We start from the raw sequence: 23,935 nt of genomic DNA on the forward strand, positions 1-23,935 counted from the left end.
CGCGCCTGAACGGCGCTCGTCCTCAATCGCCGGACGGGCTGAAGATGCCCATGCAGGCCCGCACCGAGTAGCCAGGGGCGCGAGGAACTGCGCGACAAGCGACCACGACCGGCAGCCAAAGTCCGGCCTCTCAAGGGGCGCGGGGAACTGCGCGAGAAGCGACCACGACCGGCAGTCGAAAGCGGGTTCAGGGGCGCGGGGAACTGCGCGAGAAGCGACCGCGGCCGGCACCCGAAGGCCGGCCTCTCAAGGGGCGCGGGGAACGGCGCGAGAAGCGACAACGGCCCGCAGCCGAAAGCGGGTTCAGGGGCGCGGGGAACGGCGCGAGAAGCGACCACGGCCGGCAGCCGAAAGCGGGTTCAGGGGCGCGGGCAGCCGCGCACGGGCGGAGGGGGTTCACGGGTGGCCCGTGATGATGGCTGCCACTCTCGTGCCGGGGCCCAGGGCCCCCTCCCGCGCCAGCGTCAGCAACCCGTACAGCAGCTTCGCCACGTACACCCGCTCCACTCCCACCCCGTGCCGCTGCTCGAAGTCCCGTGCGAAGGCGTCCAGTTCGGCGGGGACGCGGGCGTAACCGCCGAAGTGGAAGCGCTCGTCAAGTGTCCAGTCGCCCCGCACCTCTCCGAAGGCCGCCCGCTGGAGGGCCCGTACCTCCTCGCCGAGGAAGCCTCCCTTCAGGACCGGCACGCCGATCGCCCGCTGGCCGGGAGCGAGGCCGGCGGCGAGGCCGGCCAGGGTGCCGCCGGTGCCGCAGGCCACCCCCACCACGTCCGCGAGCCCGTGCAGCTCCTCGCCGAGCGCCGTACAGCCGTGTACCGCAAGGGAGTTGCTGCCGCCCTCGGGCACGACGTACGCCTCGGGGCAGAGGAGGTCCAGGAGGCCCGCCAGGACCTCGGGGGCGTCCTTGCGGCGGTAGGTCGCGCGGTCGAGGAAGTGGAGGCGCATGCCGTCCGCCGCGCACGCCGCCAGGGAGGGGTTGAGAGGGCGGCCGGCCAGTTCGTCGCCGCGTACGACGCCGATGGTGGGGAAGCCGAGCAGCCGCCCGGCCGCGGCCGTCGCGCGCAGGTGGTTGGAGTAGGCGCCGCCGAACGTGAGGAGGGGGCGGCCGGACGCGGCCCGCAGGTTCAGCGCCAGCTTGCGCCATTTGTTGCCGACCAGGTCCGGATGGATCAGGTCGTCCCGCTTGAGGAGCAGGCGCACGCCGTGCCGCGCGAAGCGCTCGTCCGCCGCTTCCTCCAAGGGGGAGGGGAGGCGGGGGGCGAGCGTTTCGGGGTTCATCCACCCATTGTCACTTCAGGTGCTCGTGCACGCGTTCGCGCAGCCAGTCCATGCTGAAGCCGCGCGGGTCCACCTTGCCGACCTGCCACTCCTTGTGGCCGACGACGGAGCGCTCGGTCCAGCCGTAGTGGCGGCACACGGCGGCTGCGGCCTTCTCGATGGCGGTCAGCTGGGCCTGCGGCCAGGGGTCCTTGCCGTCGCCCAGGTTCTCGCACTCGAAACCGTAGAAATGCGTGTTCCCGTCGGTGTCGTTCGTCAGCGGAGGCGGGAGCCGCTTCTCGGCGATCACGGCCCGCAGCACGTTGCCGTCGCCCGCGCCCGCGTGGTTGGCGCGGCCGTTGCCGACGAGATGCACCGTGCCGTCCTTGGTGATCACGCCGTGGCAGAGCGGGCCCGGCAGCGACTCGTAGCCGTCGTAGCAGAGGCGGACCGTGGCGTCGGCGCCGTGGGTGGCGGTGTGGTGGACGACGACGCCGTTGACGGGGCCCCAGCCGCCGTGGCCGGCCCGGTTGTGGCTGCGCCACTGGCCGACCTCGACGACGGTGAGGCCCTCGGCGCGCAGGGCGGCGAGGAACTGGTCTGCGGACATGGGTGGGGCCATGGCCGCCTCCTTCCAGAGCGGTGCGGAACATCTCGTACCGCTTGTACCCCAACTCCCGCTATGAGGCGATCTGTTCGGTTTGCCGTGCGAGCCGATCCGGACAGACGGTCCATGCAACAGCGACAGCGACAGCGACGGCAGCCAGTTGCGGCGTCAGGCCTGGGCCAGCCACAGGTCGGGGCCGAAGACCTCGTAGTGGATGTCGGCCGCAGCCACGCCCTTGGCCAGCAACTGGGTGCGTACCGCGCGCATGAACGGGAGCGGACCGCAGAGGTAGGCGCGGGTGCCGGACGGGACCGGGAGCGACCTCAGGTCGACCAGGCCCGTGCGGGCCGCGGGGTGGCCGGGCTCGGGGCTCTCGTACCAGAAGTGGGCGGCGGCGTCCGGGAGTTTGGCGGTGAGCGCCGCGTGGTCGTCGCGCAGCGGGTGCTCGGCGGGGGAGCGGTCGGCGTGCACCACGGTCACCGGGGAGCGGTGGCCGGTGGCGGCCAGCTGCTCCAGCATCGACAGCATCGGCGTGCAGCCGATTCCGGCCGAGGCGAGCAGCAGCGGGGCGTCGCCCCCGTCGAGTACGAGGTCGCCGTACGGGGCCGAGACGCGCAGCAGGTCGCCCTCGCGCAGGTGCGCGTGGAGGTGGCCGGAAACCTCACCCTCGGGCTCGCCCCCGACGCGCTTGACGGTGATCGAGCGGAGTTCGCCGCCGGGCGCCGAGCTGAGGCTGTACTGGCGTATCTGGCGGGCGCCGTCGGCCAGTTCGACCTGGACGGAGACGTACTGGCCGGGTTTGAAGGCGGGGGCGGGCGCGCCGTCGGCGGGGCGGAGGCGGAAGGTGGCGCAGTCGGCGGTCTCCTCGGTGCGGCCTGCCACGGTCCACTCGCGCCAGACGTCGCCCGCGAGCACGCCCTGCTCCGCGTACAGGCGTGCCTCGATGGCGATCAGGGCGTTCGCCATCAGCCAGTACACCTCGTCCCACGCCTCGGCGACCTCGGCGGTCACGGCCTCGCCCAGCACCTCCACGATGGCGGCGAAAAGGTGCTGGTGGACGACCTTGTACTGCTCGGCGGTGACGCCGAGGGAGGCGTGTTTGTGGGCGATGCGGCCGAGCATCACGTCCGGGCGGTCGTCGGGGCGGGCCACCAGGTACGTGGCGAACGCGGCGATGGAGCCGGCGAGCGCCTGCTTCTGGAGGCCGGCGGCCTGGTTGCCCCGGTTGAACAGGTCGCGGAGCAGTTCCGGGTGGGCGGCGAACAGGCGGTCGTAGAACCGCTCCGTGATGGTGCCGATGGCTGCTCCGACGGCGGGAAGGGTGGCTCGTACGGTCGCGGTCGACTTCTCGGACAGCATCGACTGACTCCTTGTCCAGTGGCCGAGCTAATTGGCATCTAAGACTCTAATTTAAGGAGAAGCGGTCGGCCGAGGCGGGGGTGTGGGGTGTCAGCGGCTGGTGATGCCGATCAGGAGCGGGCCGGTGGGTGAGGCGACGAGGTCGTCCACGGTGAGCTCGTCGAGTGAGTCGTAGAACGCCTCCTGGGCGCGGTGCAGCGCCCGGCGCAGCCGGCACGCCGCGGCGAGCGGGCACGGCGCCGCCCCTTCGCAGTCCACCACGCCGCCCGGGCCCTCCAGTTCGCGCACCAGACCGCCCACCGACGCGTGGTGGCCCGCCGCGGTGAGTGTGAGGCCGCCGCCCCGGCCCCGGCGCGCCTCGACGAGGCCGAGGTGCTGGAGCCGGGCCACGACCTTCGTGGTGTGCGTGTACGGAATGCGCATGGAGTCCGCGACGCCCTGGGTGGTGGGCGGGGCCTGGCCGTCCTTGTCCTCGATGACCGCGAGGCGCATCAGCACGCGCAGTGCCAGGTCCGTGAATCTCGTCAGCCGCATGCGAGCACCGTAGGTAACTTGCATGTGGGCGGCAAGTTACCGAGCCCGGCCGACCGGTTGCCCTGCCCGCCGGTGTTCCAATCCCACCCATTTGAGTAATGGCGCGGGGACTCTCCGTAATGAAAGTGTTCTCAGCGCAGTTCAGCTTGAAGATCGTGAGCGCTCAGAAGGAGTCACATGTCGGTCGAGGCAGGTCCCGAGAACCGCGCGCAGCAGAGTCTCGGCACAGCCGCCGCGCGGAACTTGGCGACCACCACCAAGTCCGCCCCCCAGATGCAGGAGATCACCTCCCGCTGGCTGTTGCGCATGCTGCCGTGGGTCCAGGTGCAGGGCGGTACGTACCGGGTCAACCGACGGCTCAGCTACTCCGTGGGAGACGGCCGGATCACCTTTGTCCAGACCGGGCAACAGGTCGCCGTCATCCCCGCGGAACTGGGCGAGCTGCCCGCCCTGCGGGACTACGAGGACGAGGCGGCCCTCGGCGAGCTCGCGGGCCGCTGCGAGCAGCGCGAGTACGCGGCGGGCGACGTCATCGCCACCGCGGGCGACGTCACCGACCGGGTGTTCCTGCTCGCCCATGGCCGGGTCGAGAAGGTCGGCACCGGCCAGTACGGCGACGAGACGGGGCTCGGCTTCCTCGCGGACGGCGCGTACTTCGGCGAGCAGGCGCTGGTCTCCGGCGACGCGGTGTGGGAGTGCACCTTCCGCGCCACCACCGGGTGCACCGTCCTGGTACTCGGCCGGGCCGACGTGCTCAACCTCGCCGAGCGTTCCGAGTCGCTGAACGCGCACCTCACGGCGGTCTCCGGGCTGCCGGAGCAGCGCACCAACACCTACGGCGAAGCGGCGATCGACCTGTCCGCGGGCCATGTCGGTGAAGCGGTCATCCCGCACACCTACGTCGACTACGAGGGCTCGCCCCGCGAGTACGAACTCTCCGTCGCGCAGACCGTCCTGAAGGTCCACAGCCGCGTCGCGGACCTGTACAACCAGCCGATGAACCAGACCGAACACCAGCTCAGGCTCACCGTGGAGGCGCTGCGCGAGCGCCAGGAGTACGAGCTCATCAACAACCGGGAGTTCGGCCTCCTGACCAACTGCGACTACGGCCAGCGTCTCCAGCCGCACGACGGCGTGCCCAGCCCCGACGACATGGACGAGCTGCTGTCGCGGCGCCGGGGCTCCAAGCTCTTCCTCGCCCACCCCCGCGCCATCGCCGCCTTCGGACGCGAGTGCAACAAGCGCGGCCTGGTGCCGGAGAGCATCGACGTGAACGGCAGCCGCATCTCGACCTGGCGCGGCGTGCCGATCTTCCCGTGCACCAAGATCCCGGTCAGCGACGCCCGTACGACCTCGATCATCTGTATGCGTACCGGCGAGGCCGACCAGGGCGTCATCGGGCTCCAGCAGTCCGGCATCCCGGACGAGATCGAGCCGAGCCTTTCGGTCCGCTTCATGGGCATCGACGAGCAGGCGATCATCTCGTACCTGGTCACGGCGTACTACTCGGCGGCCATCCTGGTGCCCGACGCACTGGGCGTCCTGGAGAACGTCGAGGTCAGCCGCTGGCGGTGAGCTTCCGGTCCGGGCGCACCCCGCGCGGTGCGCCCGATGCCGCCGTCGTCTTCGAGAAAGGTCACCCCCGTTGGCAATGCCGGAAGCCATGGAGGGCCACGAGGCCGTCGAGCTCCTTGAGCGGACGCGCACCGTCGTCGACCCCCAACTGCGCGCCGCCGTCGCGTCGTTGCCCGGATCCATGCGACGGGTCGCGGGGTACCACTTCGGCTGGGAGCGGGCGGACGGCGCCCCGGCCGGCGCCCACGCGGGCAAGGCGATCCGCCCGGCCCTCGTGCTCGCCACCGCGGCGGCGCTCGGCGTCGGCGGCGCGGAGTCGGCGGTGCGCGCGGCGACCGCCGTCGAACTCGTCCACACCTTCACGCTGCTCCACGACGACGTCATCGACCAGGACGCCACCCGGCACCACCGCCCCACCGCCTGGACGGTCTTCGGCACGGCCGACGCCATCGTCGTGGGGGACGCGCTGCTCGCCCTGGCGCTGCGCCTGATCGCCGACGACCCCCACCCCGCGGCGACCGCCGCCTCCGCCCGGCTCACCGACTGCGTCATCGAACTCTGCGCGGGCCAGCAGGCCGACTGCGCCTTCGAGCGCCGGGGCCCGCAGGACGTCTCGCTCGACGAATGTCTCTCCATGGCGATGGCGAAGACGGGAGCGCTGCTCGGCTGCGCCTGCGCGATCGGCGCGCTGTACGCGGGAGCGGGTGACGAGGAAGTCGCCGCCATGGACGCCTTCGGCCGGGAGGCCGGGCTCGCCTTCCAGCTCATCGACGACCTGATCGGCATCTGGGGCGACACCGGGCACACCGGGAAACCCGCGGGCGCCGATCTCGCCGCGCACAAGAAGTCGCTGCCCGTCGTCGCCGCGCTCGGCTCGGGCACCCCGGCTGCCGCCGAACTCGCCGAGCTCTACCGGGGGCCGATGGGAGCCGAAGAGGTCGGCAGGGCCGCCGACGCGGTGGACCGGGCGGGCGGGCGCGACTGGGCCCAGATCCACGCGGCCGACCGGATGGCCCGCGCCGTCGACCACCTCGCGCGCGCCGTCCCCGACCTCACGGCGGCAGGCGAACTGCTCGCCCTCGCCGAGTTCGTGACCCGCCGCGACCGCTGAGCCTGCCGGCGGGATGGCGGGACCCTGCGGCACGGCAGCACGGGAGCACCCTGGGGCACGGCAGCACCCGCTGGCCCGGCAGCACCCTGCGGCATGGCAGCACCCGCTCGCCCGGCAGCACGCGAGCGCGGCGGGACGGCAGCACCCTGCGGCATGGCAGCGCCCGCTGGCCCGGCAGCACCCGCTCGCCCGGCAGCACGCGAGCACGGCAGCACGGCAGCACGGGAGCACCCTGCGCCATGGCGCCCGGCGGCCCGGCATCGAAGTGGCCCAGTGAAGCGGGATCCAAGTGGACCAACGCCGGGCCATTCGGGTTGCTTTGATGAGGGCATGCCCTTTCGCCTTCTGCCGCCGGCCGGCCCCGCCCGCGGTCTCGCCGCCGCCCAGCTCGTCAACGCGCTGGGCGACGGCGCCTTCCTGGTCACATCGGCGCTGTACTTCAGCCGCATCGTGGGCCTCTCGCCCACGCGCATAGGCCTCGGGCTCACCCTCGCCTGGGCCATCGGCGCGCTCGCCGGGGTGCCGCTGGGACAGCTCGCCGACCGGCGCGGCCCCCGCACCGTCGCCGTCCTGCTCGCCGTCGCCACCGGCGCCTCGGTCGGGGCCTTCCTTTTCGTACGCGGCTTCCTGCCCTTCGTCCTGGCCGCCTGCTGCTACGCCACCGCACAGACCGGCCTCGCCGCCGCCCGCCAGGCCCTCCTGGCCGCACTCGTGGCCCGCCAGGACCGCACCCACGTCCTCGCCCACCTCCAGTCCACGCTGAACGCCGGGCTCGCGGTCGGCGCCGCTGTCGGCGGGGTCGCACTGCACTACGGCACCCGCGGCGCCTACCTCGCCGTGTTCGCGATGGACGCCGCCGCCTTCCTGCTCTGCGCGCTCGTCCTGCTCCGGCTGCCCGCGGTCCCGCCCACGGCCACGACCCCCGGCCGCGGCCCGCGCTTCGCGGTGCTGCGCGACCGGCCCTACGCCCTGGTCACCCTCCTCAACACGCTGCTCCTGCTGCGGATGCCGTTGATCAGCCTCGCCATCCCGCTGTGGACGGTCACCCGTACCGACGCGCCGGGCTGGGTGGTGTCCGCGCTGCTCGTGCTCAACACCGGCGCGGTGATGCTCTTCCAGGTCCGTACCGCGTCCGCCGTACGCGATCTGCCCAGCGCGGTACGGACCGTGGCGCGCGGCGGCGTCCTGATGCTCGCCTCCTGCGCGGTGTTCGCCCTCAGCGCCGCCGGGGCGCCCGCCTGGGCCGCCGTGCTCGTGCTGCTCCTCGCCGGCGCGCTCCAGGTCGCCGGCGAGATGATGCAGTCCGCGGGCGCCTGGCAGATCGGCTTCGACCTCGCGCAGGGCGACCAACAGGGCCAGTACCAGGGCTTCTTCGGCATGGGTGTGCCGCTGGCCAGGATGCTCGGCCCGCTGCTGCTCACCGCGCTCGTCGTCGACTGGGGCACGCCCGGCTGGCTGCTGCTCGGCGCCCTGTTCCTCGGCGCGGGCCTCGCCCTGGGCCCGGCAGTCCGCTGGGCCGAACGCGGTAACCCGGCCGCCCTGAGCGTCAGTTGAGGCCGACGGGGTCGTTGTTCCGGCCCAGCCGTGCCGAAGCGTACGCCGAAGTGCACAAGGAAGCGGTAACGCCCATTTCGGTCACCCCCTGTGACGAACGGCAGGGTACGCCGCTAATCTCCGCCCATGACACCACAGTCATGGGCGGGTTGGTATCGGGACCGCCTAGGATCAGAAGCGCTGACGATCACCACGGACGGGACGCAACTGCGGACCCGGATCAGGGGGGTCGACTTCGCGGGAGCGAGCTTCGACTCGCTCGGCCCGGTGCCGGGGATACCGGCGGAGAGCGGCACCTTCGCGCTCGACGACGGCAACCTGCGTGACTTCGTACTCGAATGGGACATGCCCGTCCCCGTCTCGTCGGACGACGGCGCCATTCAGCAGGCCACGCTCAGTTGTCTGCTCTCCCTCAAACCGCCGGAGCCCGACCTCGGCGTCGCCCTGCACTTCGGGGGAGCGGTGTACGCCAGCGGCCGTGCGGAGCTCGACTTCGGCTCCGTACTGGACGACATCCGACGTCAACTCCCCTCAGGCTCCCGCCTCCAGACCTCGCCCCTAGACGCCATCTGACCCCCAACGTCCCCCAGCTGTTCCTCCGGCGGCCGTCGCGCATCGGGGAGTCCTTCGGACTCCGTGGTGCACGGCGGCCGCCCCGCGTTCCGGGGCGCGGCGCTCTCACCCGCCCCGCGTTCCGGGGCGCCGCGCTCTCGCCCGCACCCGGGACGCCGTCTCCTTCCCCCCACCCCCCGCCGCATGGCATTGTTCTACTACTATGCAAACAAGACGCGAGGAATCGCGAGCGAGGAGGAGCCGTCGATGAACCGTGCCCGCTACCGTTCCATGCTCGTGGCCGCGCTGCCGTTCCTGGTGGCTGCGGTCGCCGACCTGACGGCGTACGTGGTTCTGCGCGACCGGCTGCCCGACCCGATGGCCAGTCACTTCACCGCGCGAGGCCACTCCGACGAAACCGCGTCCCAGACCTCCTACCTGGTCCTCGTGGTCGTCATGCACCTCGGGCTCGCAGTCCTGTGGGCCCTGATGGCGCTGACGACTGCGGGTCCGACCGCGCGGCGGCCCCATTGGCTGAACACGCTCGGGTGCGCCGCCGCTGGACTCATCGGCTACCTCCTGATCGCTGTGCTCTTCGTCAACGCCGACGCAGGCGACCCGGTGCGGGTGCGGATGCCGCTCTGGCAGGTCGCCATCGGCGCGGGGGCCGGCGCGCTCGCGGCGCTCGTGGGCCGACTGCTCCCGACGGCCTTCCCGCGGCCGGCCCCCGCCCAGCCCTCGGAACCGGGCGATTCCACGCGGCTCGACCTCGCGGAGGGGGAGGCGGCCGGCTGGACGCGGCGGGCACCCTCGCCGGTCCTGTACGTGGTCGGGGCGGTGCTGCTCGCCGTGGGCGTGGTCCTGCTGTTCACCGGCGCTCCGGCCTACGCGGTCGGTGCGCTGCCGGGCGGGCTGCTCTGCCTCGCCTTCTCCCGCCCCTACGTCACCGTCGACCGGCACGGCCTGACCGCGCGGCCGACCGCACTGCCCTGGCCGCGCATCCGGATACCGCTGTCCGACATCGACCGCGCGATGAGCCGGAACATCGAGATCTGGGACGAGTACGGGGGGTGGGGCTACCGGTTCCGGCCGGGCCAGTCGGGGCTGATGCTGCGCTCGGGCGAGGCGATCGTCGTACGGCGCGCGGACGGGCGGGAGTTCGCGGTGACGGTGGACGACTCGGCGACGGCGGCCGCACTGCTCAACACGCTGGCCGAGCGGGCGGGGGTGGGAGGCTGATGCCGGTGCGGCCCGTACGGCCCGTACTGCCTGTGCATGCTGTGCTGCCGACGCCGCCAGCGTTGTCGGCGTCGCCCGTGCTGCCCGTACGTTCGGTGCATGCTGGGCTGCCCGTACTGCCGGTGCGTGCTGGGATGCCCGTAACTCTCCACGCCCCGCCTCACCCAGAGCCGAAGGGAGCCTGATGCTCTTCCGTGTCGACCCCGCCTCGCCGCAGCCGCTCGGCGACCAGATCGCGGCCTCGGTGCGCCGCGCGATCGCTGAGGGCAAGGTGGCCCCGGGTGAGCGACTGCCTCCGGCGCGCTCCCTGGCCGACTCCCTGGGCGTCAACCTCCATACGGTGCTGCGGGGTTACCAGCGCCTGCGCGACGAGGGCCTGATCGAACTCCGTCGGGGCAGGGGAGCGGTCGTCATGGGCGGCTCCGGGGCGGGAGGCCGGGCGGCCCTGATGCTGAAGGTGCGCGAACTGGTCGACCAGGCACGCCAGTTGGGGCTCACGGAGGAGGAAGTGGTGGGACTCGTCAGGCAGGGCCTGGCGTAAGGGAGCCGAAGGGCCGAACTCCTCAGTACGTCTGGAGCTCCACCAAATGTCCGTCCGGGTCGAGGAGATGCGCGGCTCGCAGGCCGGGCCCCCACTGCGGCAGGTCCCGCGCCGGGGCCGCGACGGTGCCGCCCGCCTCGGTGCACAGCGCGACCGCGCCGTCCAGAGCCTCCCGCGTCGCCAGGTGGATCACCAGGGACGCGCCGCCACTCGGCACCAGGTCCTCGCCCAGCGTGGAGACCATCGTGGACCTGGCGAAGAGCGCCAGCGCCGTGCGACCCTCCGGGGCATCCCAACTGGCGTAGCCGGACGCGGAGTTGCCCCGGGCGAGTGTGCAGCCGGTGAGCTGGGGAAGCACGGCGTCGTAGAAGCGGAAGGCCGGTTCGTAGCGGTCGACGAGAAGCCGGGGGTACGGAGGCTCCAGAGGTTCCATGCCGTCGAACCTAACCCGGAAGGTGACCTTCCGCGGTGTGCGGGCGGTCACGCGGGGAGGCGACCCACGCGACCCCGGGATCCGGCCGCCCGCCCCGGCCCACGGCGTCAGGGAGGTGTCGGGGGGAGGCGTCAGGGGGCGAGGTGTCGGGCGATCAGCTCGGCGCAGGCCATCGACTCCGCGCGGGCGGAGTCCACTTCGACGTCGTACCGTACGGCGGTGTGCACGACATCGGCCTGCCGCCGGGCCATGCCGGGCACCCGGCCGCCCCGGGCCGCCTCACGGCCGGCCGCGGTCCCGGGGTCGCAGCGCACCCCGACCCAGAGCACGTCGAGACCGTCGAGGGCGTGCTGCCAGCGCTTCTGGCCGTCGGCGCCGTCAAGGAACACCTCGTCGAGCACGACCCGGGCCCCGGCCCGCGCCATCGCGGCGACACCGCACGCCCAGGCGTCCGAGATGCGCCGGTACTCGGGGCCGACCGTCACCTCTCCGTCCGGCCCGATCTCAAGACCGTCGCCGCCGCGGAGGGAGGCGGGCATCGCCACGTCCAGGGAGTCGACGCCGAACGTCAGCCAGGACCCCGGCAGCACCGCCTGGAGACAGCGGGCGATCCCGGACTTGCCGGAACTGGACCCCCCATTGAGCACGATCACCTGATACCGGGGCACACGCGTCTCATCCGTCACGGCGGCCAACGTAGGGGAAGCCCCCTCGCGGGCCAACCGGATTTCGCCCGGGCCCGCCCGCTCCGCCGTTCACCGGGCATCCAGACCGACCCCGGTGAGCGACGGCATCGCACGCAGGAAGGCCGCGGTGTCGGAAAGGCTGTCGGCCCGGTCCTCGTAAGCGGTGACTCTGCGGCGGTAGTCCGAGGCCAGGCCTGCGAGGCGGGGCCCGACGTCGGCGTGCGAGGCCACCATGATCGAGTCGTGGTTCCCCACGTCGGACCCGATGGTCAGGTCGACGAACAGCTCCCGCCCCGCGATGACGTCCGCGAGGTCCGGGCGCTTCGCGCCACGCAGGGCGCCGACCAGGTCGGTGTGACGGTCCTGGCCCGGTTCGACCGCGAAGACGGTGATCTCGGCCGAAGCGTCGACGAGCACCGCGTGCAGCAGGCCCACGAGGTCGCGCGGCGTGACAAGGCGGAAGAGGCCGGCGTGCGGGTCGTGCGCGGCGCCGCCGTCACGCGGTCCAGGACCGAGCCGCCGAGCGGAACGGCCGGGCACGAAGCCCTTGTCGCGTGACGTGGCCGTCAGTTGCTCGGCATCGACCTCGTACTCCCAGTCGACGAGGACGGGCTCCTGAGCCAGAAGCCGCTCGGCGTCGTACCGGCAGTAGGCGGGAATCGCGTACCGGGTCAGCCCTTCGGTGAGGCGCCAGACCAGACCCGCATAGACGGCGACCTCCTCCGCGTTGTTGTTGTTCACGGCGTACTCACTGAACGGCGTGGGCCCCTCCCCCTCCGGCCAGGTCCGGAACAGGCCGGGCCAGTGGCGGGTCACGACCGTGCGGTCACCGGGAAGGTGATGATGGGCCATCAGCCCGTGCGCGCGCACGGGCTCGAAGTGGAGCGGCTGCATGGCGCGATCGTAGGCGGCCGCCCGCCGCGTGCCCGCGTGCGCCTGCGCCCAGAAAAAGAAGTCCGCACCCGCTCCGTCAAGGACGCCATGCGCGGCGCCCCGCGGACCGGGTGCGGACAGACAGGCGGCCCGTCCCGCACAGCGCGGATCGGACGGCCCGACGGGAGATCAGGCCTTCTTGGTCTCCCAGAAGATGCGGTCGATCTCGGCGATGAGTTCGAGCGCCTTCTCGCCGGTCTTCGGGTCGGTCGACGCCTTCGCGGCCGAGAGGGCCTTGAGGGTGTCGTTGACCAGCTGGTGGAGCTGGGGGTACTTCTCGAAGTGCGGGGGCTTGAAGTAGTCGCTCCACAGCACGGAGACGTGGTGCTTCGCGAGCTCCGCACGCTGTTCCTTGATGACCACGGCACGCGCACGGAAGTGCGCGTCCTCGTTGGCCTGGAACTTTTCCTGCACGGCCTTGACCGACTCCGCCTCGATGCGGGCCTGGGCCGGGTCGTACACACCGCAGGGCAGGTCGCAGTGCGCGCTGACCTTCACCTTGGGGGCAAACAGGCGGGAAAGCATTGAGCTGTCCTTCCTCGTGATCGTCTTCTCAGGTGGGACATTACTCGGTGAGAGACGGGATTTCGCGGGTGCCCCCATGGGCTTAGGTCAAAAGTCCAGGGTCACCATGGGACTCGTGGCGGAACGTACCGTGGGAGTGGTGGCGGGGTGCCGGTGGCCTGGAGGTGGGCGACGTATGACGGATGAGGGGCGGGAGCCGAGGGTGCCGTTGGGGATCGCGGAGGTCCTGGGGACCTCGATGGTTCCCACGCTGTTGCACGGCGATCAGCTGCTGGTGCACTACGGGGCGGAGCTGCGCGCCGGGGACGTCGCGGTGCTCCGGCACCCCTTGCAGCAGGATCTGCTCATCGTCAAGCGGCTGATGGAAATGCGCGAGAGCGGATGGTGGGTGCTCGGCGACAACACCGACGACGAGGTCGTGGACAGCAGGGCGTTCGGCGCCGTGCCGGTCGAGCTCGTGCTCGGCCGGGTGCGCGGGCGCTTTCGGCCGATGACGGCCGGGCGTCGGCGCACCGTCGGCTACGTGGCGTCCTGGGCCGTCGCCTCGGTCCGGCCGGTGCTCTCCGACCGCTCGGTCTCCAGGCGCTTGCGGGCCCGGTAGGCGGCCACGTTGGCGCGGGTCGCGCAGCGGTCCGAGCAGTAGCGGCGCGAGCGGTTGGTCGAGGTGTCGAGGTAGGCGTTGCGGCACGGCGCCGCCTGGCACAGGCCGAGCCGGTCGACCCCGTACTCCGTGAGGTGGAAGGCCAGGCCCATGGAGGCGATCGCCGCATAGCCCGCCGTCGCGTTCGACGGGTGGTCGGCGAGGTGCATGTGCCACAACGGGCGGTCGTCCTCGTCCCGGTGCTCGTGGCCCGACACCTGCGGGCTGACGGGGAATTCGAGCAGCAGCGAGTTGAGCAGATCCACCGCCTGGACCTCCTCGCTCGCGTCCGCCGCCTCGAAGACCGCCCTCAGCCGGGCCCGTACCGAACGGAAGCGCGTCACGTCCGCGTCCGTCGCGCGGCGGGCCGCCGACTGGTTGCCGCCGAACAGGTCGCGGACCGCGTCGACCGACGTCAACGTGTCCTTGTTGCGGGCCGGCTCCTCGGTGTTGACCAGGCGTACGGCGTAGTCCGAGTAATAGGCCAGTTCCACTTGTAGTCCTTACGGCGGCGGTCTAGAGTCAGGGAGGTTCCAGGTAACGCCTGGGTACCCTTCGAGGGTATTACAGAGTGGGCTCCGAGGGAGGACTTCCGGTGTCGGAAACGGGTGCGGGGATGCGTACGGGCACGGATGTGGGCGCCACGGAGGAGCCGAGCGCCACCTGGCGGGGCTGGCAGGACAGCTGGGACCGGCAGCAGGAGTGGTACATGCCGGACCGCGAGGAGCGCTTCCGGGTCATGCTCGACATGGTCGAGGCCTGCGTCGGGCCCGCGCCGCGTGTGCTCGACCTCGCGTGCGGAACGGGAAGCATCACGGACCGCCTCCTCAAGCGGTTCCCGGACGCGGTCAGTACGGCCGTCGACCTCGACCCCGCACTCCTCGCCATCGCCGAGGGCACCTTCGCCGGGGACGACCGGGTCACCTTCGTGACCGCCGACCTCAAGGACCCGAAGTGGGTCGGTTCGCTCCCGTACGACACCTACGATGCCGTGCTCACCGCAACTGCCCTGCACTGGCTGCACAGTGAGCCGCTGGCCGCGCTCTACGGACAGATCGGCGGCCTCGTGCGCGACGGCGGGGTGTTCATGAATGCCGACCACATGATCGACCCGGGCACGCCCCGCATCAACGCCGCCGAACGCGCCCACCGCCACGCCCAGATGGACCGCGCCAAGGCGCAGGGCGCCCTCGACTGGTCCGAGTGGTGGGCGCTGGCCGCGAAGGACCCCGTACTCGCCGAACCCACCGCCAAGCGGTACGAGATCTACGGCGAGCACGCCGACGGCGACATGCCCTCCGCGTCCTGGCACGCGGCGACCCTGCGCGCGGCCGGCTTCGGCGAGGCCCGGCCCGTCTGGTCCTCCCCTTCGGACACCCTGCTCCTCGCCCTGAAGTAGCGCGGTCCGCGAGGAACGCAAGCGAGAGGGGGGTACGGGCCCACGGCCCGTACCCCCCTCTCGTCGTCCTACTCGCCGCGTCGCGGACTCACAGCACCTTCGACAGGAACGACTTCGTCCGGTCGTGCTGCGGGTTGGTCAGGACATCGCGCGGGTTGCCGGCTTCGACCACCACGCCGTCGTCCATGAACACCAGCGAGTCGCCGACTTCGCGGGCGAAGCCCATCTCGTGGGTGACCACGATCATCGTCATGCCGTCCTCGGCGAGACCCCGCATGACGTCGAGGACGTCACCCACCAGCTCGGGGTCGAGCGCGGAGGTCGGCTCGTCGAAGAGCATCAGCTTCGGCTGCATCGCGAGCGCGCGGGCGATCGCCACGCGCTGCTGCTGGCCGCCGGAGAGCTGCGAGGGGTAGTTGCCCGCCTTGTCGCCGAGGCCCACCCGGTCGAGCAGTTTCAGGGCCCGCTCGCGGGCCACGGCCTTCGACTCCCGCTTGACCTGGACCGGCGCCTCCATGACGTTCTCGACGGCCGTCATGTGCGGGAACAGGTTGAAGCGCTGGAAGACCATGCCGATGTCCCGGCGCTTCAGAGCGACTTCGCTGTCCTTCAGCTCGTACAGCTTGTCGCCCTTCTGGCGGTACCCGACCAGATCGCCGTCGACGTACAGACGCCCGGCGTTGATCTGCTCCAGGTGGTTGATGCACCGCAGGAAGGTGGATTTGCCGGAACCGGACGGGCCGATCAGGCAGAACACCTCGCCCTCGGCCACCTCCAGATCGATGCCCTTGAGGATGTGGGCGGGGCCGAACGACTTGTGGACGCCCTCCGCCTTGACCATCGGTTGTGCAGTCATGGGGTCACCGCCGCCAGTTGGTAAGGGAGAGCAGGTTCGACTTGATGCGCTCCAGCGGCGTGGGCGGCAGGGCGCGCAGCGAACCTCGTGCGAAACGGCGCTCCAGGTAGTACTGGCCGACGCTGAACACGCTGGTCAGGGCCAGGTACCAGAGGGACGCGAGGAACAGCATCTCCATCACCGCGAACGAGGTCGCGGCGACGTCCTGGGCGCTGCGCAGCAGATCCTGGTACTGGACGGCGACGACGAGCGACGACGTCTTCAGCATGTTGATGAACTCGTTGCCCGTCGGCGGGATGATCACCCGCATCGACTGGGGGAGCACCACCCGGCGCATGGTCTGCGTCTGGGTCATGCCGAGCGCGTGCGACGCCTCGGTCTGGCCCTCGTCCACCGACTGGATGCCGGCCCGGACGATCTCCGCCATGTACGCGCCCTCGTTGAGGCCGAGGCCGAGCAGGGCGGCGAGGAACGGAGTCATGACCGCGGTCATGTAGTCCTTGTAGAACCCGAGGTTCAGGATCGGGAAGATCAGCGCCAGGTTGAACCAGATGAGGAGCTGTACGTATACCGGGGTGCCGCGGAAGAACCAGATGTACAGCCAGGCGACCGAGCTGGTCACCGGGTTCTTCGAGAGCCGCATCACGGCGAACAGCACACCCAGCGCCAGGCCCACGGCCATGGAGATCACGCTGATCAGCACGGTGTGCCACAGGCCGGTCAGGATGCTGGGGTCGAACAGCTTGTCCGTGACGGTCGCCCAGCGCACGTTGCCCTGGGAGAACGCGTACCCGAGGAGGCCGAGCACGGCGACGACGAGTACGGCGCTGACCCAGCGGCCGTAGTGGCGGACGGGGATGGCACGGATGACATCCGGGGGGACCTGCTCCGGCGCGGCGTCCGCCGGGCCGGAGGGGGTCTTGTCGAGCTTGTCAGTCACAGCGACTGCCCTTCAGTGGTGCGCGGGTCAGGAGCCGCCGTTGATGGCTGCCTTGGTGACGGCGCCCTGCGCGCCGCCCCACTTGTCGATCGCCGTCTTGTAGGTGCCGTCCGCGATGATCGCGTCGAGCGCCGCCGAGAGGGCGTCACGCAGCTGCGTGTTCTTCTTGTCCACCGCGATGCCGAAGGGGCCCGCGTCCGACTTGTTGGCGACCGCCTCGAAGTCGTTGCCGCCGCCCGCGGTCTTCGCGATGTACGCGGCGACCGGGGAGTCGTTGAGGTCGGCCACCGCGCCGCCGGCCTTGACGCGGGTCTGCGCCTCGGCGTCGGTGGCGTAGGGCTCGAAGTCCAGCTTGCCCTTGCCGTCCTTCTCGCACTTGGCGGCGAGGTCCTTGGCGGCCTGCTCGTACGTCGTGCCGCGCTGCACGGCGATCTTCTTGCCGCACAGGTCGTCGGTGGACTTGATGCCCTGCGGGTTGCCCTTCTTGACCAGGATGCCGGTGCTCGCGGTGTAGTAGTCGACGAAGTCGACGCCCGTACCGGTCTTCTTGCCGTCCTTGTCAAGGCCTTCCTGGCGTGCCTTGGTGTCGCTCACCGAGGACATGACCGCGTCGTAGCGGCCGGTCGGCAGCGCGCCGAGCAGGGTGTCGAAGGTGCCGCTCGTGAACTCGAACTTCACGCCGAGCTGCTTGCCGAGGGCGGCGGCGATGTCGGGGTCGATGCCGACGATGTTCTCGCCCTGCTTGAACTCCATGGGGGCGTACGTGGCGTCCGTACCGATCTTGATGACGCCGGCCTGCTGGATCTTCGCGGGCAGCTTGGAGAAGAGCGGAGCGGACTTCGAGGCCCCGCCCGAGGACTCGGGGGCCGAGCCCTTCTTCGTCTGGTCACCGCAGCCGGTGACCAGCAGGGCGCCCGCGACCGCGATCGCGCCGACCGCGGCAATCCGGGACTTGGCGGCGGTCGTGCGGCGGGTGGTGCTTGCGGTCATGGTCGGGTTCCTCCGGCAGATGTTGAGGGAGTGGCCATGGAGTGCGTCCAGGGACAACGCACAGGTCCTGGCGGTGGTCGTGCACGCATCCTCGGGTGTCGCGACCGCGGCGTGAACCGCGTGTGAAATCGCATCTTGCCATTCGGACCTCGGAAATCAGGGTCGCAGCCATGTCAAAATCGGATAACGGGTCACCCCCCGAATCCCCCCAGGCCGACACATCCCGGCCCCGGGCGCCGGACCATGTGCGGGCAGCGCCCCCGCGGACCGCAGATTCTCCGGTTCCTCCGCCGGCGCGGACACGTTTCAGGCCGCGTAACCGACTTGTGGTGACATCGCGGCAAAAGTCGTGTGACGTCTCGGAGGCCGCCTGCCACGGAGCGCCGACGCTGGGTCAATATGGACTCGTCGGCGGACGTGTCTGTCCGGTAAGAAGGATCCTTACACCCCTCATCCGGGGCTCAGGGCGCGTGTGCGGCGCGCCCGCGCGTACGTACCTCCACCCCGCGGGGCGGGCCAACCGCCCTCAGCGGGGAACGTACGCGGGTCCGCCCACCCCTCCTCAACAAGGAGTGGCAACCCTCAACTGATGAAGACTTAAGGGGTACATCACAATGGCAGCGGAGATCGTCAATCCTCGCAGCGACAGCAGCACGGAGGGTTACGGAGATTCCGTCGAATCCTTCGACCCTGCCTTCGCGCTCCACCGGGGCGGCAAGATGGCCGTGCAGGCCACCGTGCCGATCCGGGACAAGGACGACCTGTCCCTCGCCTACACGCCGGGCGTCGCCAAGGTGTGTACCGCGATCGCGGAGAACCCGGAGCTGGTCCACGACTACACCTGGAAGTCGCAGGTGGTCGCCGTCGTGACGGACGGCACCGCGGTGCTCGGACTCGGTGACATCGGTCCCGAGGCGTCCCTGCCGGTCATGGAGGGCAAGGCGATCCTCTTCAAGCAGTTCGGCGGCGTCGACGCGGTGCCGATCGCGCTCGCGACCACCGACACGGACGAGATCATCGAGACCGTCGTCCGCCTCGCCCCCTCCTTCGGTGGGGTGAACCTGGAGGACATCTCGGCTCCGCGCTGCTTCGAGATCGAGCGGCGCCTCCAGGAAGCCCTGGACATCCCGGTCTTCCACGACGACCAGCACGGCACGGCCGTCGTCACCCTGGCCGCCCTGCGCAACGCCGCGAGGCTCACCGGGCGCACCCTCGGTGACCTGCGCGCGGTGATCTCGGGCGCCGGTGCGGCCGGTGTCGCCATCGCCAAGTTCCTGCTCGAAGCGGGCCTCGGCGATGTGGCGGTCGCCGACCGCAAGGGCATCGTCAGCAGCGACCGTACGGACCTGACGGACGTCAAGCGCGAGCTCGCCGAGCTCACCAACAAGGCGGGTCTTTCCGGTTCCCTGGAGAGCGCGCTGGCCGGCGCCGACGTCTTCATCGGCGTCTCCGGCGGTACGGTCCCCGAGCCGGCGGTCGCCTCCATGGCGCCGGGCGCCTTCGTCTTCGCGATGGCCAACCCGAACCCCGAGGTGCACCCCGACATCGCGCACAAGTACGCGTCCGTCGTGGCCACCGGCCGTTCGGACTACCCGAACCAGATCAACAACGTGCTCGCCTTCCCCGGCATCTTCGCGGGCGCCCTCCAGGTCCGGGCCTCCCGGATCACCGAGGGCATGAAGATCGCCGCGGCGAACGCGCTGGCGGACGTCGTGGGCGATCAGCTTGCCGCGGACTACGTCATCCCGTCGCCGTTCGACGAGCGGGTCGCCCCCGCCGTCACCGCCGCGGTGGCGGCCGCCGCCCGCGCCGAGGGCGTGGCGCGCCGGTAGTCGCCCTACGCGGTTCCGTCGCGCGACCGTGCCGGGCTCTCCTTCGGGGGAGCCCGGCACAGCGCTTTCCGGGGAGGCCGGCACCGCGCTTTTTGGGGGAGGGCGGCACGCGCTTCTCGGGGGAGCCCGGCACGCGCTTCTCGCGGGAGGCCCGGCGTGCGGGGTGTCACAGCCGTGGGAGGTTTCGGCAGCCGGGCCGGGCACCCTAGGGTCAGGGCCATGTTCGCCGCATACGCCGCCCGCATCGACCGTGACCAGCCGCTCAGCGGCCTTGAGTTGGGGGAGCGGCCGGCCCCCGAGGTACGCCCCGGCTGGAGCCTGATCGACGTACGGGCCGCCTCCCTCAACCACCATGACGTCTGGTCGCTGCGCGGCGTCGGCCTCAGCGACGACAAGCTGCCGATGATCCTGGGCTGCGACGCGGCCGGGATCGACCAGGACGGCAACGAGGTCGTCCTGCACTCGGTGATCGGCCAGACCGGCCACGGGGTCGGCCCCGCCGAGGGCCGCTCGATCCTCACCGAGAAGTACCAGGGCACCTTCGCCGAGCAGGTCGCCGTGCCCACCTGGAACGTGCTGCCCAAGCCGAAGGGGATGAGCTTCGCGGAGGCCGCCTGCCTGCCGACGGCCTGGCTTACGGCGTACCGGATGCTGTTCACCAACGCCGGTGTGCGGCCCGGGGACTCGGTCCTGGTGCAGGGCGCGGGAGGCGGGGTGGCCACCGCCGCGATCGTCCTCGGCAAGGCGGCGGGCCTGCGGGTCTTCGCCACGAGCCGCGACGAGGCCAAGCGCAGGCGGGCCGTGGAGCTCGGCGCCGTCGAGGCGTACGAATCCGGTGCGCGCCTTCCGCAGCGCGTGGACGCCGTGATCGAGACGGTGGGCGCCGCGACCTGGTCGCACTCCGTCAAGTCCCTGCGGCCGGGCGGCACCCTGGTCATCTCGGGCGCCACCAGCGGCGACCGGCCCGCGCATGCGGAGCTGACCCGCATCTTCTTCCTTGAGCTCAAGGTGGTCGGCTCCACGATGGGCACGAAGGACGAGCTGGAGGACCTGCTCGCCTTCTGCGCGGCGACGGGCGTACGTCCCGTCATCGACGAGGTGCTTCCGCTGGACCGGGCGCGGGAGGGCTTCGAGAAGGTGGCGTCGGGCGACGTGTTCGGGAAGGTGGTCCTCACGGTGGGGTGACGCCGACGGCGTCTCTCGTCTCGTTCGGCTTTAGGGCCGCGGTTCTGCGTGTGCGGGTGCGTGCGCGGGGGCGCGGCCTTTTGCATGCGCTTCCTGACAACTTGCTTGAGCTCTGTCAACGCTGGTTGACGGATGGGTCTTGTCAACGTACATTGACAAGCATGACCGAGGCCACCGATCTCGCCGCACGAGCCGGCGACCGCGACCCGAGGGTCGGACTGCGAGCCGTCGCCGCGCTGCGACGGCTCCTGGAACAGCTCGAATCCGTACAGGTACGAAGCGCCCGCAACCAGGGCTGGTCATGGCAGGAGATCGCCGCCGAGCTGGGGGTCAGCCGCCAGGCCGTCCACAAGAAGCACGGGAGGACTTGATGTTGGAGCGATTCACGCCGGATGCGCGGGGAGTGGTGTCGGGCGCGGTCGAGCACGCGTTCCGTGCGGGGTCCCTGGTGGTGACCGAGGAGCATCTGCTCCTCGCACTCCTCGACCGCGAGGGCTCCAGGGCGGCCTTCGCCCTCGCCTCCCTCGGCGTCACCGCCAGGCGTGCCGAGATCGTTGAGGCGCTGGCCGCGGCGCGGCGCCGGGGCGGCATGTCCCAGGCGGACGAGGACGCCCTGGCCGGGGTGGCGGGCTAGGGAGGCCGGCCCGAACCCCGGGGGGTTTGCCCACCCGCCCGCCCGTGCGGCTACTTGTGGGTGCAGCACCCTGGGGCTCCGCCCCAGACCCCGTTCGCGCGTTCTCCCACCCTCCCGCCCGTGCGGCTACTTGAGGGTGCAGCTCCCTGGGGCTCCGCCCCAGACCCCGTTCGCGCCTGAACGGCGCTCGTCCTCAATCGCCGGACGGGCTGAAGATGCCCATGCGGGCCCGCACCGAGTAGCCAGGGGCGCGGGGAACTGCGCGAGGAGCGACCACGGTGCGAGGGCGGCAACGGGTTTTTGGGGGCGCGGGGAACTGCGCGAGGAGCGACCACGGCCGCGGTCGAAAGGGAGTTAAGGGGCGCGGGGAACTGCGCGACCGGCACCCAGGGTCCGCACCCCATGGCGGGGGCAAGGGGCGCGGACCCTGGGGCGGCCGAGGGCAGGGGCGTCAGGCGCGGGGGCGCAGGGTCGCGGTGATCCGCTCTGCCGCCGCCACCAACCCGCGGCGCGCCTCCCCGAGTTGGGACTCCGTCACCCCGTGATCCCGCGCCGCATCCCGGATCTCGTCCCGGAACCGGTCGAGCAACCGGTCCAGATCCCGCGCCGGGTCACCGGACGACGCCTCCCGCGCCCACGCCGGCTCAGCCACAGGCTCCGCCGGCTTGTCCAGGTCCACCTCGGGGGACGGCGCCTGGCCGAAGCCGAACCGCCCCAGCTCCTTGGTGACTTCGGCAAGCCCCTCGCGTACCCCCGTCGGCCAGTCACCCCGCGCGAAGTGCTCCTGCACCTTTCGCTGCACGTCCCTGGCGACCCGCTGCATGTCCTCGCGTGCCTTGTCCTGCGCTTCCTTCGCCTGGCGGCGCGCCTGCTGGGCCTCGTCGCGGGCCCGCCGCGACTCGTCCTTGGCCCGCCGGGCCTGCTCCTTCCACTCCTGCTTCGCGCGCTTGAACTCGTCCTTGGCCTGCTGCCAGGCCTCGCCGTCTCCCCAGGCGCTGTCGAAGAAGTCGGAGGCCTCCGGGAACCCCTTGCGCCCGCCCCGGCCGGCGCCGGCCGACGCCTGGCCCGTACGCGCCTCCCGAGCCGCCCGGCGCATGTCGTCGCGCAGGCTGCCCGCCGCGCCGCGTACGTCGTCGCGGATCTCGGCGGCGAGTTCGGACACGGACTCGCGGATCTCCAGCTCCAGGTCGGCGAGTTCACCGCCCCGGCCCGCCAACTCCGCGCGACCGGCATCAGTGATCGAGTAGACCTTGCGGCCGCCCTCGGTGGCGTGCGTGACCAGTCCCTCGGCCTCCAGCTTGGCCAGCCGCGGGTAGACGGTGCCCGCGCTGGGCGCGTACAGCCCCTGGAACCGCTCTTCCAGCAGGCGGATCACCTCGTACCCGTGGCGCGGCGCCTCGTCCAACAGCTTGAGGAGGTAGAGGCGGAGGCGGCCGTGGGCGAAGACGGGGGGCATGTCAGAGCACCTTCTTGGTCGAGCCGGTCGAGCCGGTCGAGCCGGTCGAATCCGTTGAACCAGCCGAGCCGGCCGAACTGGCCGAGCCGGGCTGGTCGTTGGCGGGGGAGGGCGGACCGCCCGGCGACGAAGCACCCGGCGCCGAGCCGCCCGGTACCCACCCGTCCGGCGGTGTGTCCTCGAAGGGGGCCTCCTCGTCCGCGGGCCTGCGCAACAGCGTGATCGAGCCGGAGACCGTCGTCGCCCTGAGCGTGCCGTTGCCCGCCCCCAGGGTGCCGGTGATGCTCTTCGTGCCCCACTGTCCACCGACCCGCAGATCCTCGAAGGCGCTGGAGACCGCCCCGCTCGCGGAGGTGGCCTCGACCCGTGCGTCGGCCGGGTGCGGAAGCCGGATGGCGACCTCGCCGGACACCGTGGTCAGCCGGACGTCGGTGGCCTTCGCGCCGGGGTCGAGGTCGAGCAGCATGTCGCCGCTCACCGATTCCGCCGTCACCGTGGCCCCCGCTCCCTCGACGACCGTCAGGTGGCCGGAGACCGACTTGAAGTGGACGTCACCGGTGACCGCCTGGGCCTCCACATGGCCGGTGACGGTCTCGGCGCGGACCGGTCCCGAGAGCTTGAGGAGCGTGGCGTCACCGCTGACGCCCCGTACCTCCGTGCGCCCCCGGATTCCCGACACGACGGCGCCCGCGCCGACCGTGCCCACCTCGACGTCCGCTCCGGCCGGCACGGCGAGCGAGACGACCGCCTTGCGGTTCCAGCCCTTGCGGTCGAGCCATTTGAGGAAGCCGCGCCAGGCCAGGTCCTCGTAGGCGACGGTGAGGGTCGAGCCGTTTCGCGTCACGATCAGCGGGGGTCCGTCGACCGAGGAGATCTCCAGGCGCGAGGAACTTTCCTCGGTGCCCACGACGTTCACGGTTCCGTTGACGACACGCACCTGGACCTTCGTCACCGGCTCGTCGAACGTGAACGTGCGCGACTCTGGGACGGCCCACGTGGACTCGGACATGTGCTGACCTCCTGGTCGCTGCGCACTGGGATGGCGAGACACAACGCAACATATCGCGTCTCTGCTAGACACGATATATCGCGGTTGC

24 protein-coding genes and 2 pseudogenes are annotated in these 23,935 nt (G+C 71.4%); 12 read left to right on the plus strand and 14 right to left on the minus strand.

The window, feature by feature from the left end; all coding sequences use genetic code 11:
• Positions 1 to 396: 396 nt before the first annotated feature.
• The 4 genes from ACGFW5_RS31235 to ACGFW5_RS31250 form a co-directional block, all read right to left on the minus strand.
• A complete protein-coding gene (locus tag ACGFW5_RS31235) occupies positions 397 to 1,278 on the minus strand; it encodes a 1-aminocyclopropane-1-carboxylate deaminase/D-cysteine desulfhydrase (RefSeq protein WP_393837690.1) in 882 nt (293 codons plus the stop codon).
• A gap of 10 nt (positions 1,279 to 1,288) precedes the next feature.
• Positions 1,289 to 1,879, minus strand: coding sequence for an N-acetylmuramoyl-L-alanine amidase (locus ACGFW5_RS31240; RefSeq protein WP_393837691.1), 591 nt, complete (start codon positions 1,877 to 1,879; stop codon positions 1,289 to 1,291).
• Positions 1,880 to 2,032: 153 nt separating this feature from the next.
• Positions 2,033 to 3,223, minus strand: a complete 1,191-nt coding sequence (locus tag ACGFW5_RS31245) for a globin domain-containing protein (protein WP_393837692.1) — start codon at positions 3,221 to 3,223, stop codon at positions 2,033 to 2,035.
• 90 nt (positions 3,224 to 3,313) lie between these two features.
• Entirely contained in the window at positions 3,314 to 3,757 is a 444-nt protein-coding gene (locus tag ACGFW5_RS31250; protein ID WP_393837693.1) for an RrF2 family transcriptional regulator, read from the minus strand.
• Between the two features lie 177 nt (positions 3,758 to 3,934).
• Here ACGFW5_RS31250 and ACGFW5_RS31255 point away from each other — a divergent pair, with 177 nt between their 5' ends.
• From ACGFW5_RS31255 to ACGFW5_RS31280, 6 genes and pseudogenes are all read left to right on the plus strand, one after another.
• Entirely contained in the window at positions 3,935 to 5,332 is a 1,398-nt protein-coding gene (locus ACGFW5_RS31255; RefSeq protein WP_393837694.1) for a family 2B encapsulin nanocompartment shell protein, read from the plus strand.
• 76 nt (positions 5,333 to 5,408) lie between these two features.
• The gene (locus ACGFW5_RS31260; RefSeq protein WP_393837746.1) at positions 5,409 to 6,443 is read left to right on the plus strand and encodes a family 2 encapsulin nanocompartment cargo protein polyprenyl transferase; all 1,035 of its coding nucleotides are present in this window, start codon (positions 5,409 to 5,411) and stop codon (positions 6,441 to 6,443) included.
• A gap of 330 nt (positions 6,444 to 6,773) precedes the next feature.
• Entirely contained in the window at positions 6,774 to 7,997 is a 1,224-nt protein-coding gene (locus tag ACGFW5_RS31265) for an MFS transporter (RefSeq protein WP_393837695.1), read from the plus strand.
• A 126-nt stretch (positions 7,998 to 8,123) separates the two neighbouring features.
• Positions 8,124 to 8,549, plus strand: a pseudogene (locus ACGFW5_RS31270) (DUF6304 family protein); the annotation flags it as partial.
• 204 nt (positions 8,550 to 8,753) lie between these two features.
• Positions 8,754 to 9,788, plus strand: coding sequence for a DUF1648 domain-containing protein (locus tag ACGFW5_RS31275; protein ID WP_393837696.1), 1,035 nt, complete (start codon positions 8,754 to 8,756; stop codon positions 9,786 to 9,788).
• 184 nt (positions 9,789 to 9,972) lie between these two features.
• Positions 9,973 to 10,329: a GntR family transcriptional regulator gene (locus ACGFW5_RS31280; protein WP_393837697.1), complete on the plus strand. Its 357-nt coding sequence runs from the start codon at positions 9,973 to 9,975 to the stop codon at positions 10,327 to 10,329.
• Positions 10,330 to 10,351: 22 nt separating this feature from the next.
• Here ACGFW5_RS31280 and ACGFW5_RS31285 read toward each other — a convergent pair whose 3' ends face one another.
• From ACGFW5_RS31285 to sodN, 4 genes are all read right to left on the minus strand, one after another.
• Positions 10,352 to 10,762 (minus strand): glyoxalase/bleomycin resistance/extradiol dioxygenase family protein, encoded by a 411-nt coding sequence (locus tag ACGFW5_RS31285; RefSeq protein WP_393837698.1) that lies wholly within the window; start codon positions 10,760 to 10,762, stop codon positions 10,352 to 10,354.
• 131 nt (positions 10,763 to 10,893) lie between these two features.
• Positions 10,894 to 11,448: a chloramphenicol phosphotransferase CPT gene (gene cpt, locus ACGFW5_RS31290; protein WP_393837699.1), complete on the minus strand. Its 555-nt coding sequence runs from the start codon at positions 11,446 to 11,448 to the stop codon at positions 10,894 to 10,896.
• A gap of 69 nt (positions 11,449 to 11,517) precedes the next feature.
• On the minus strand, positions 11,518 to 12,342 hold the full coding sequence (locus ACGFW5_RS31295; RefSeq protein WP_393837700.1) for a hypothetical protein: 825 nt from the start codon (positions 12,340 to 12,342) through the stop codon (positions 11,518 to 11,520).
• A 168-nt stretch (positions 12,343 to 12,510) separates the two neighbouring features.
• Complete coding sequence (sodN, locus tag ACGFW5_RS31300; RefSeq protein ID WP_361386951.1) at positions 12,511 to 12,906, minus strand: superoxide dismutase, Ni; 396 nt, start codon at positions 12,904 to 12,906, stop codon at positions 12,511 to 12,513.
• 175 nt (positions 12,907 to 13,081) lie between these two features.
• Between sodN and sodX the strand changes: the two genes are divergently transcribed.
• The gene (gene sodX, locus ACGFW5_RS31305) at positions 13,082 to 13,507 is read left to right on the plus strand and encodes a nickel-type superoxide dismutase maturation protease (RefSeq protein WP_393837701.1); all 426 of its coding nucleotides are present in this window, start codon (positions 13,082 to 13,084) and stop codon (positions 13,505 to 13,507) included.
• Here sodX and ACGFW5_RS31310 read toward each other — a convergent pair.
• Positions 13,426 to 14,040 carry a CGNR zinc finger domain-containing protein gene (locus tag ACGFW5_RS31310; protein ID WP_393837702.1) on the minus strand — a complete coding sequence of 205 codons (615 nt, stop codon included), beginning with the start codon at positions 14,038 to 14,040 and terminating at the stop codon, positions 13,426 to 13,428. The genes sodX and ACGFW5_RS31310 overlap by 82 nt on opposite strands.
• Before the next feature lie 122 nt (positions 14,041 to 14,162).
• Between ACGFW5_RS31310 and ACGFW5_RS31315 the strand changes: the two genes are divergently transcribed.
• Positions 14,163 to 14,945: a class I SAM-dependent methyltransferase gene (locus ACGFW5_RS31315; RefSeq protein WP_393837747.1), complete on the plus strand. Its 783-nt coding sequence runs from the start codon at positions 14,163 to 14,165 to the stop codon at positions 14,943 to 14,945.
• Between the two features lie 88 nt (positions 14,946 to 15,033).
• Here ACGFW5_RS31315 and ACGFW5_RS31320 read toward each other — a convergent pair whose 3' ends face one another.
• Genes ACGFW5_RS31320 through ACGFW5_RS31330 form a run of 3 tightly spaced genes read right to left on the minus strand, consistent with a single transcriptional unit; the run spans position 15,034 to position 17,731 of the window.
• A complete protein-coding gene (locus ACGFW5_RS31320) occupies positions 15,034 to 15,801 on the minus strand; it encodes an amino acid ABC transporter ATP-binding protein (RefSeq protein ID WP_393837703.1) in 768 nt (255 codons plus the stop codon).
• A gap of 4 nt (positions 15,802 to 15,805) precedes the next feature.
• The gene (locus tag ACGFW5_RS31325; protein WP_393837704.1) at positions 15,806 to 16,741 is read right to left on the minus strand and encodes an amino acid ABC transporter permease; all 936 of its coding nucleotides are present in this window, start codon (positions 16,739 to 16,741) and stop codon (positions 15,806 to 15,808) included.
• A gap of 27 nt (positions 16,742 to 16,768) precedes the next feature.
• On the minus strand, positions 16,769 to 17,731 hold the full coding sequence (locus tag ACGFW5_RS31330) for an ABC transporter substrate-binding protein (protein ID WP_393837705.1): 963 nt from the start codon (positions 17,729 to 17,731) through the stop codon (positions 16,769 to 16,771).
• Between the two features lie 614 nt (positions 17,732 to 18,345).
• Here ACGFW5_RS31330 and ACGFW5_RS31335 point away from each other — a divergent pair.
• The 4 genes and pseudogenes from ACGFW5_RS31335 to ACGFW5_RS31350 all read left to right on the plus strand — a co-directional run.
• On the plus strand, positions 18,346 to 19,563 hold the full coding sequence (locus ACGFW5_RS31335) for an NADP-dependent malic enzyme (RefSeq protein WP_393837706.1): 1,218 nt from the start codon (positions 18,346 to 18,348) through the stop codon (positions 19,561 to 19,563).
• Between the two features lie 219 nt (positions 19,564 to 19,782).
• Positions 19,783 to 20,748: a zinc-binding dehydrogenase gene (locus ACGFW5_RS31340; protein WP_393837707.1), complete on the plus strand. Its 966-nt coding sequence runs from the start codon at positions 19,783 to 19,785 to the stop codon at positions 20,746 to 20,748.
• A gap of 161 nt (positions 20,749 to 20,909) precedes the next feature.
• Positions 20,910 to 21,119, plus strand: a complete 210-nt coding sequence (locus ACGFW5_RS31345) for a helix-turn-helix domain-containing protein (RefSeq protein ID WP_100579604.1) — start codon at positions 20,910 to 20,912, stop codon at positions 21,117 to 21,119.
• Positions 21,119 to 21,373: pseudogene (locus tag ACGFW5_RS31350) on the plus strand (Clp protease N-terminal domain-containing protein); the annotation flags it as partial. The gene ACGFW5_RS31345 and the pseudogene ACGFW5_RS31350, both read left to right, overlap by 1 nt.
• A 460-nt stretch (positions 21,374 to 21,833) precedes the next feature.
• Here the strand turns inward: ACGFW5_RS31350 and ACGFW5_RS31355 are convergent.
• Together ACGFW5_RS31355 and ACGFW5_RS31360 are read right to left on the minus strand one after the other, a co-directional pair.
• Positions 21,834 to 22,838, minus strand: a complete 1,005-nt coding sequence (locus tag ACGFW5_RS31355; protein ID WP_393837708.1) for a helix-turn-helix transcriptional regulator — start codon at positions 22,836 to 22,838, stop codon at positions 21,834 to 21,836.
• Between the two features lies 1 nt (position 22,839).
• A complete protein-coding gene (locus ACGFW5_RS31360; RefSeq protein ID WP_393837709.1) occupies positions 22,840 to 23,847 on the minus strand; it encodes a DUF4097 domain-containing protein in 1,008 nt (335 codons plus the stop codon).
• Positions 23,848 to 23,935 lie beyond the last annotated feature (88 nt).

The organism is Streptomyces sp. NPDC048416 (assembly GCF_043200435.1).
Taxonomy (GTDB): Bacteria; Actinomycetota; Actinomycetes; order Streptomycetales; family Streptomycetaceae; genus Streptomyces.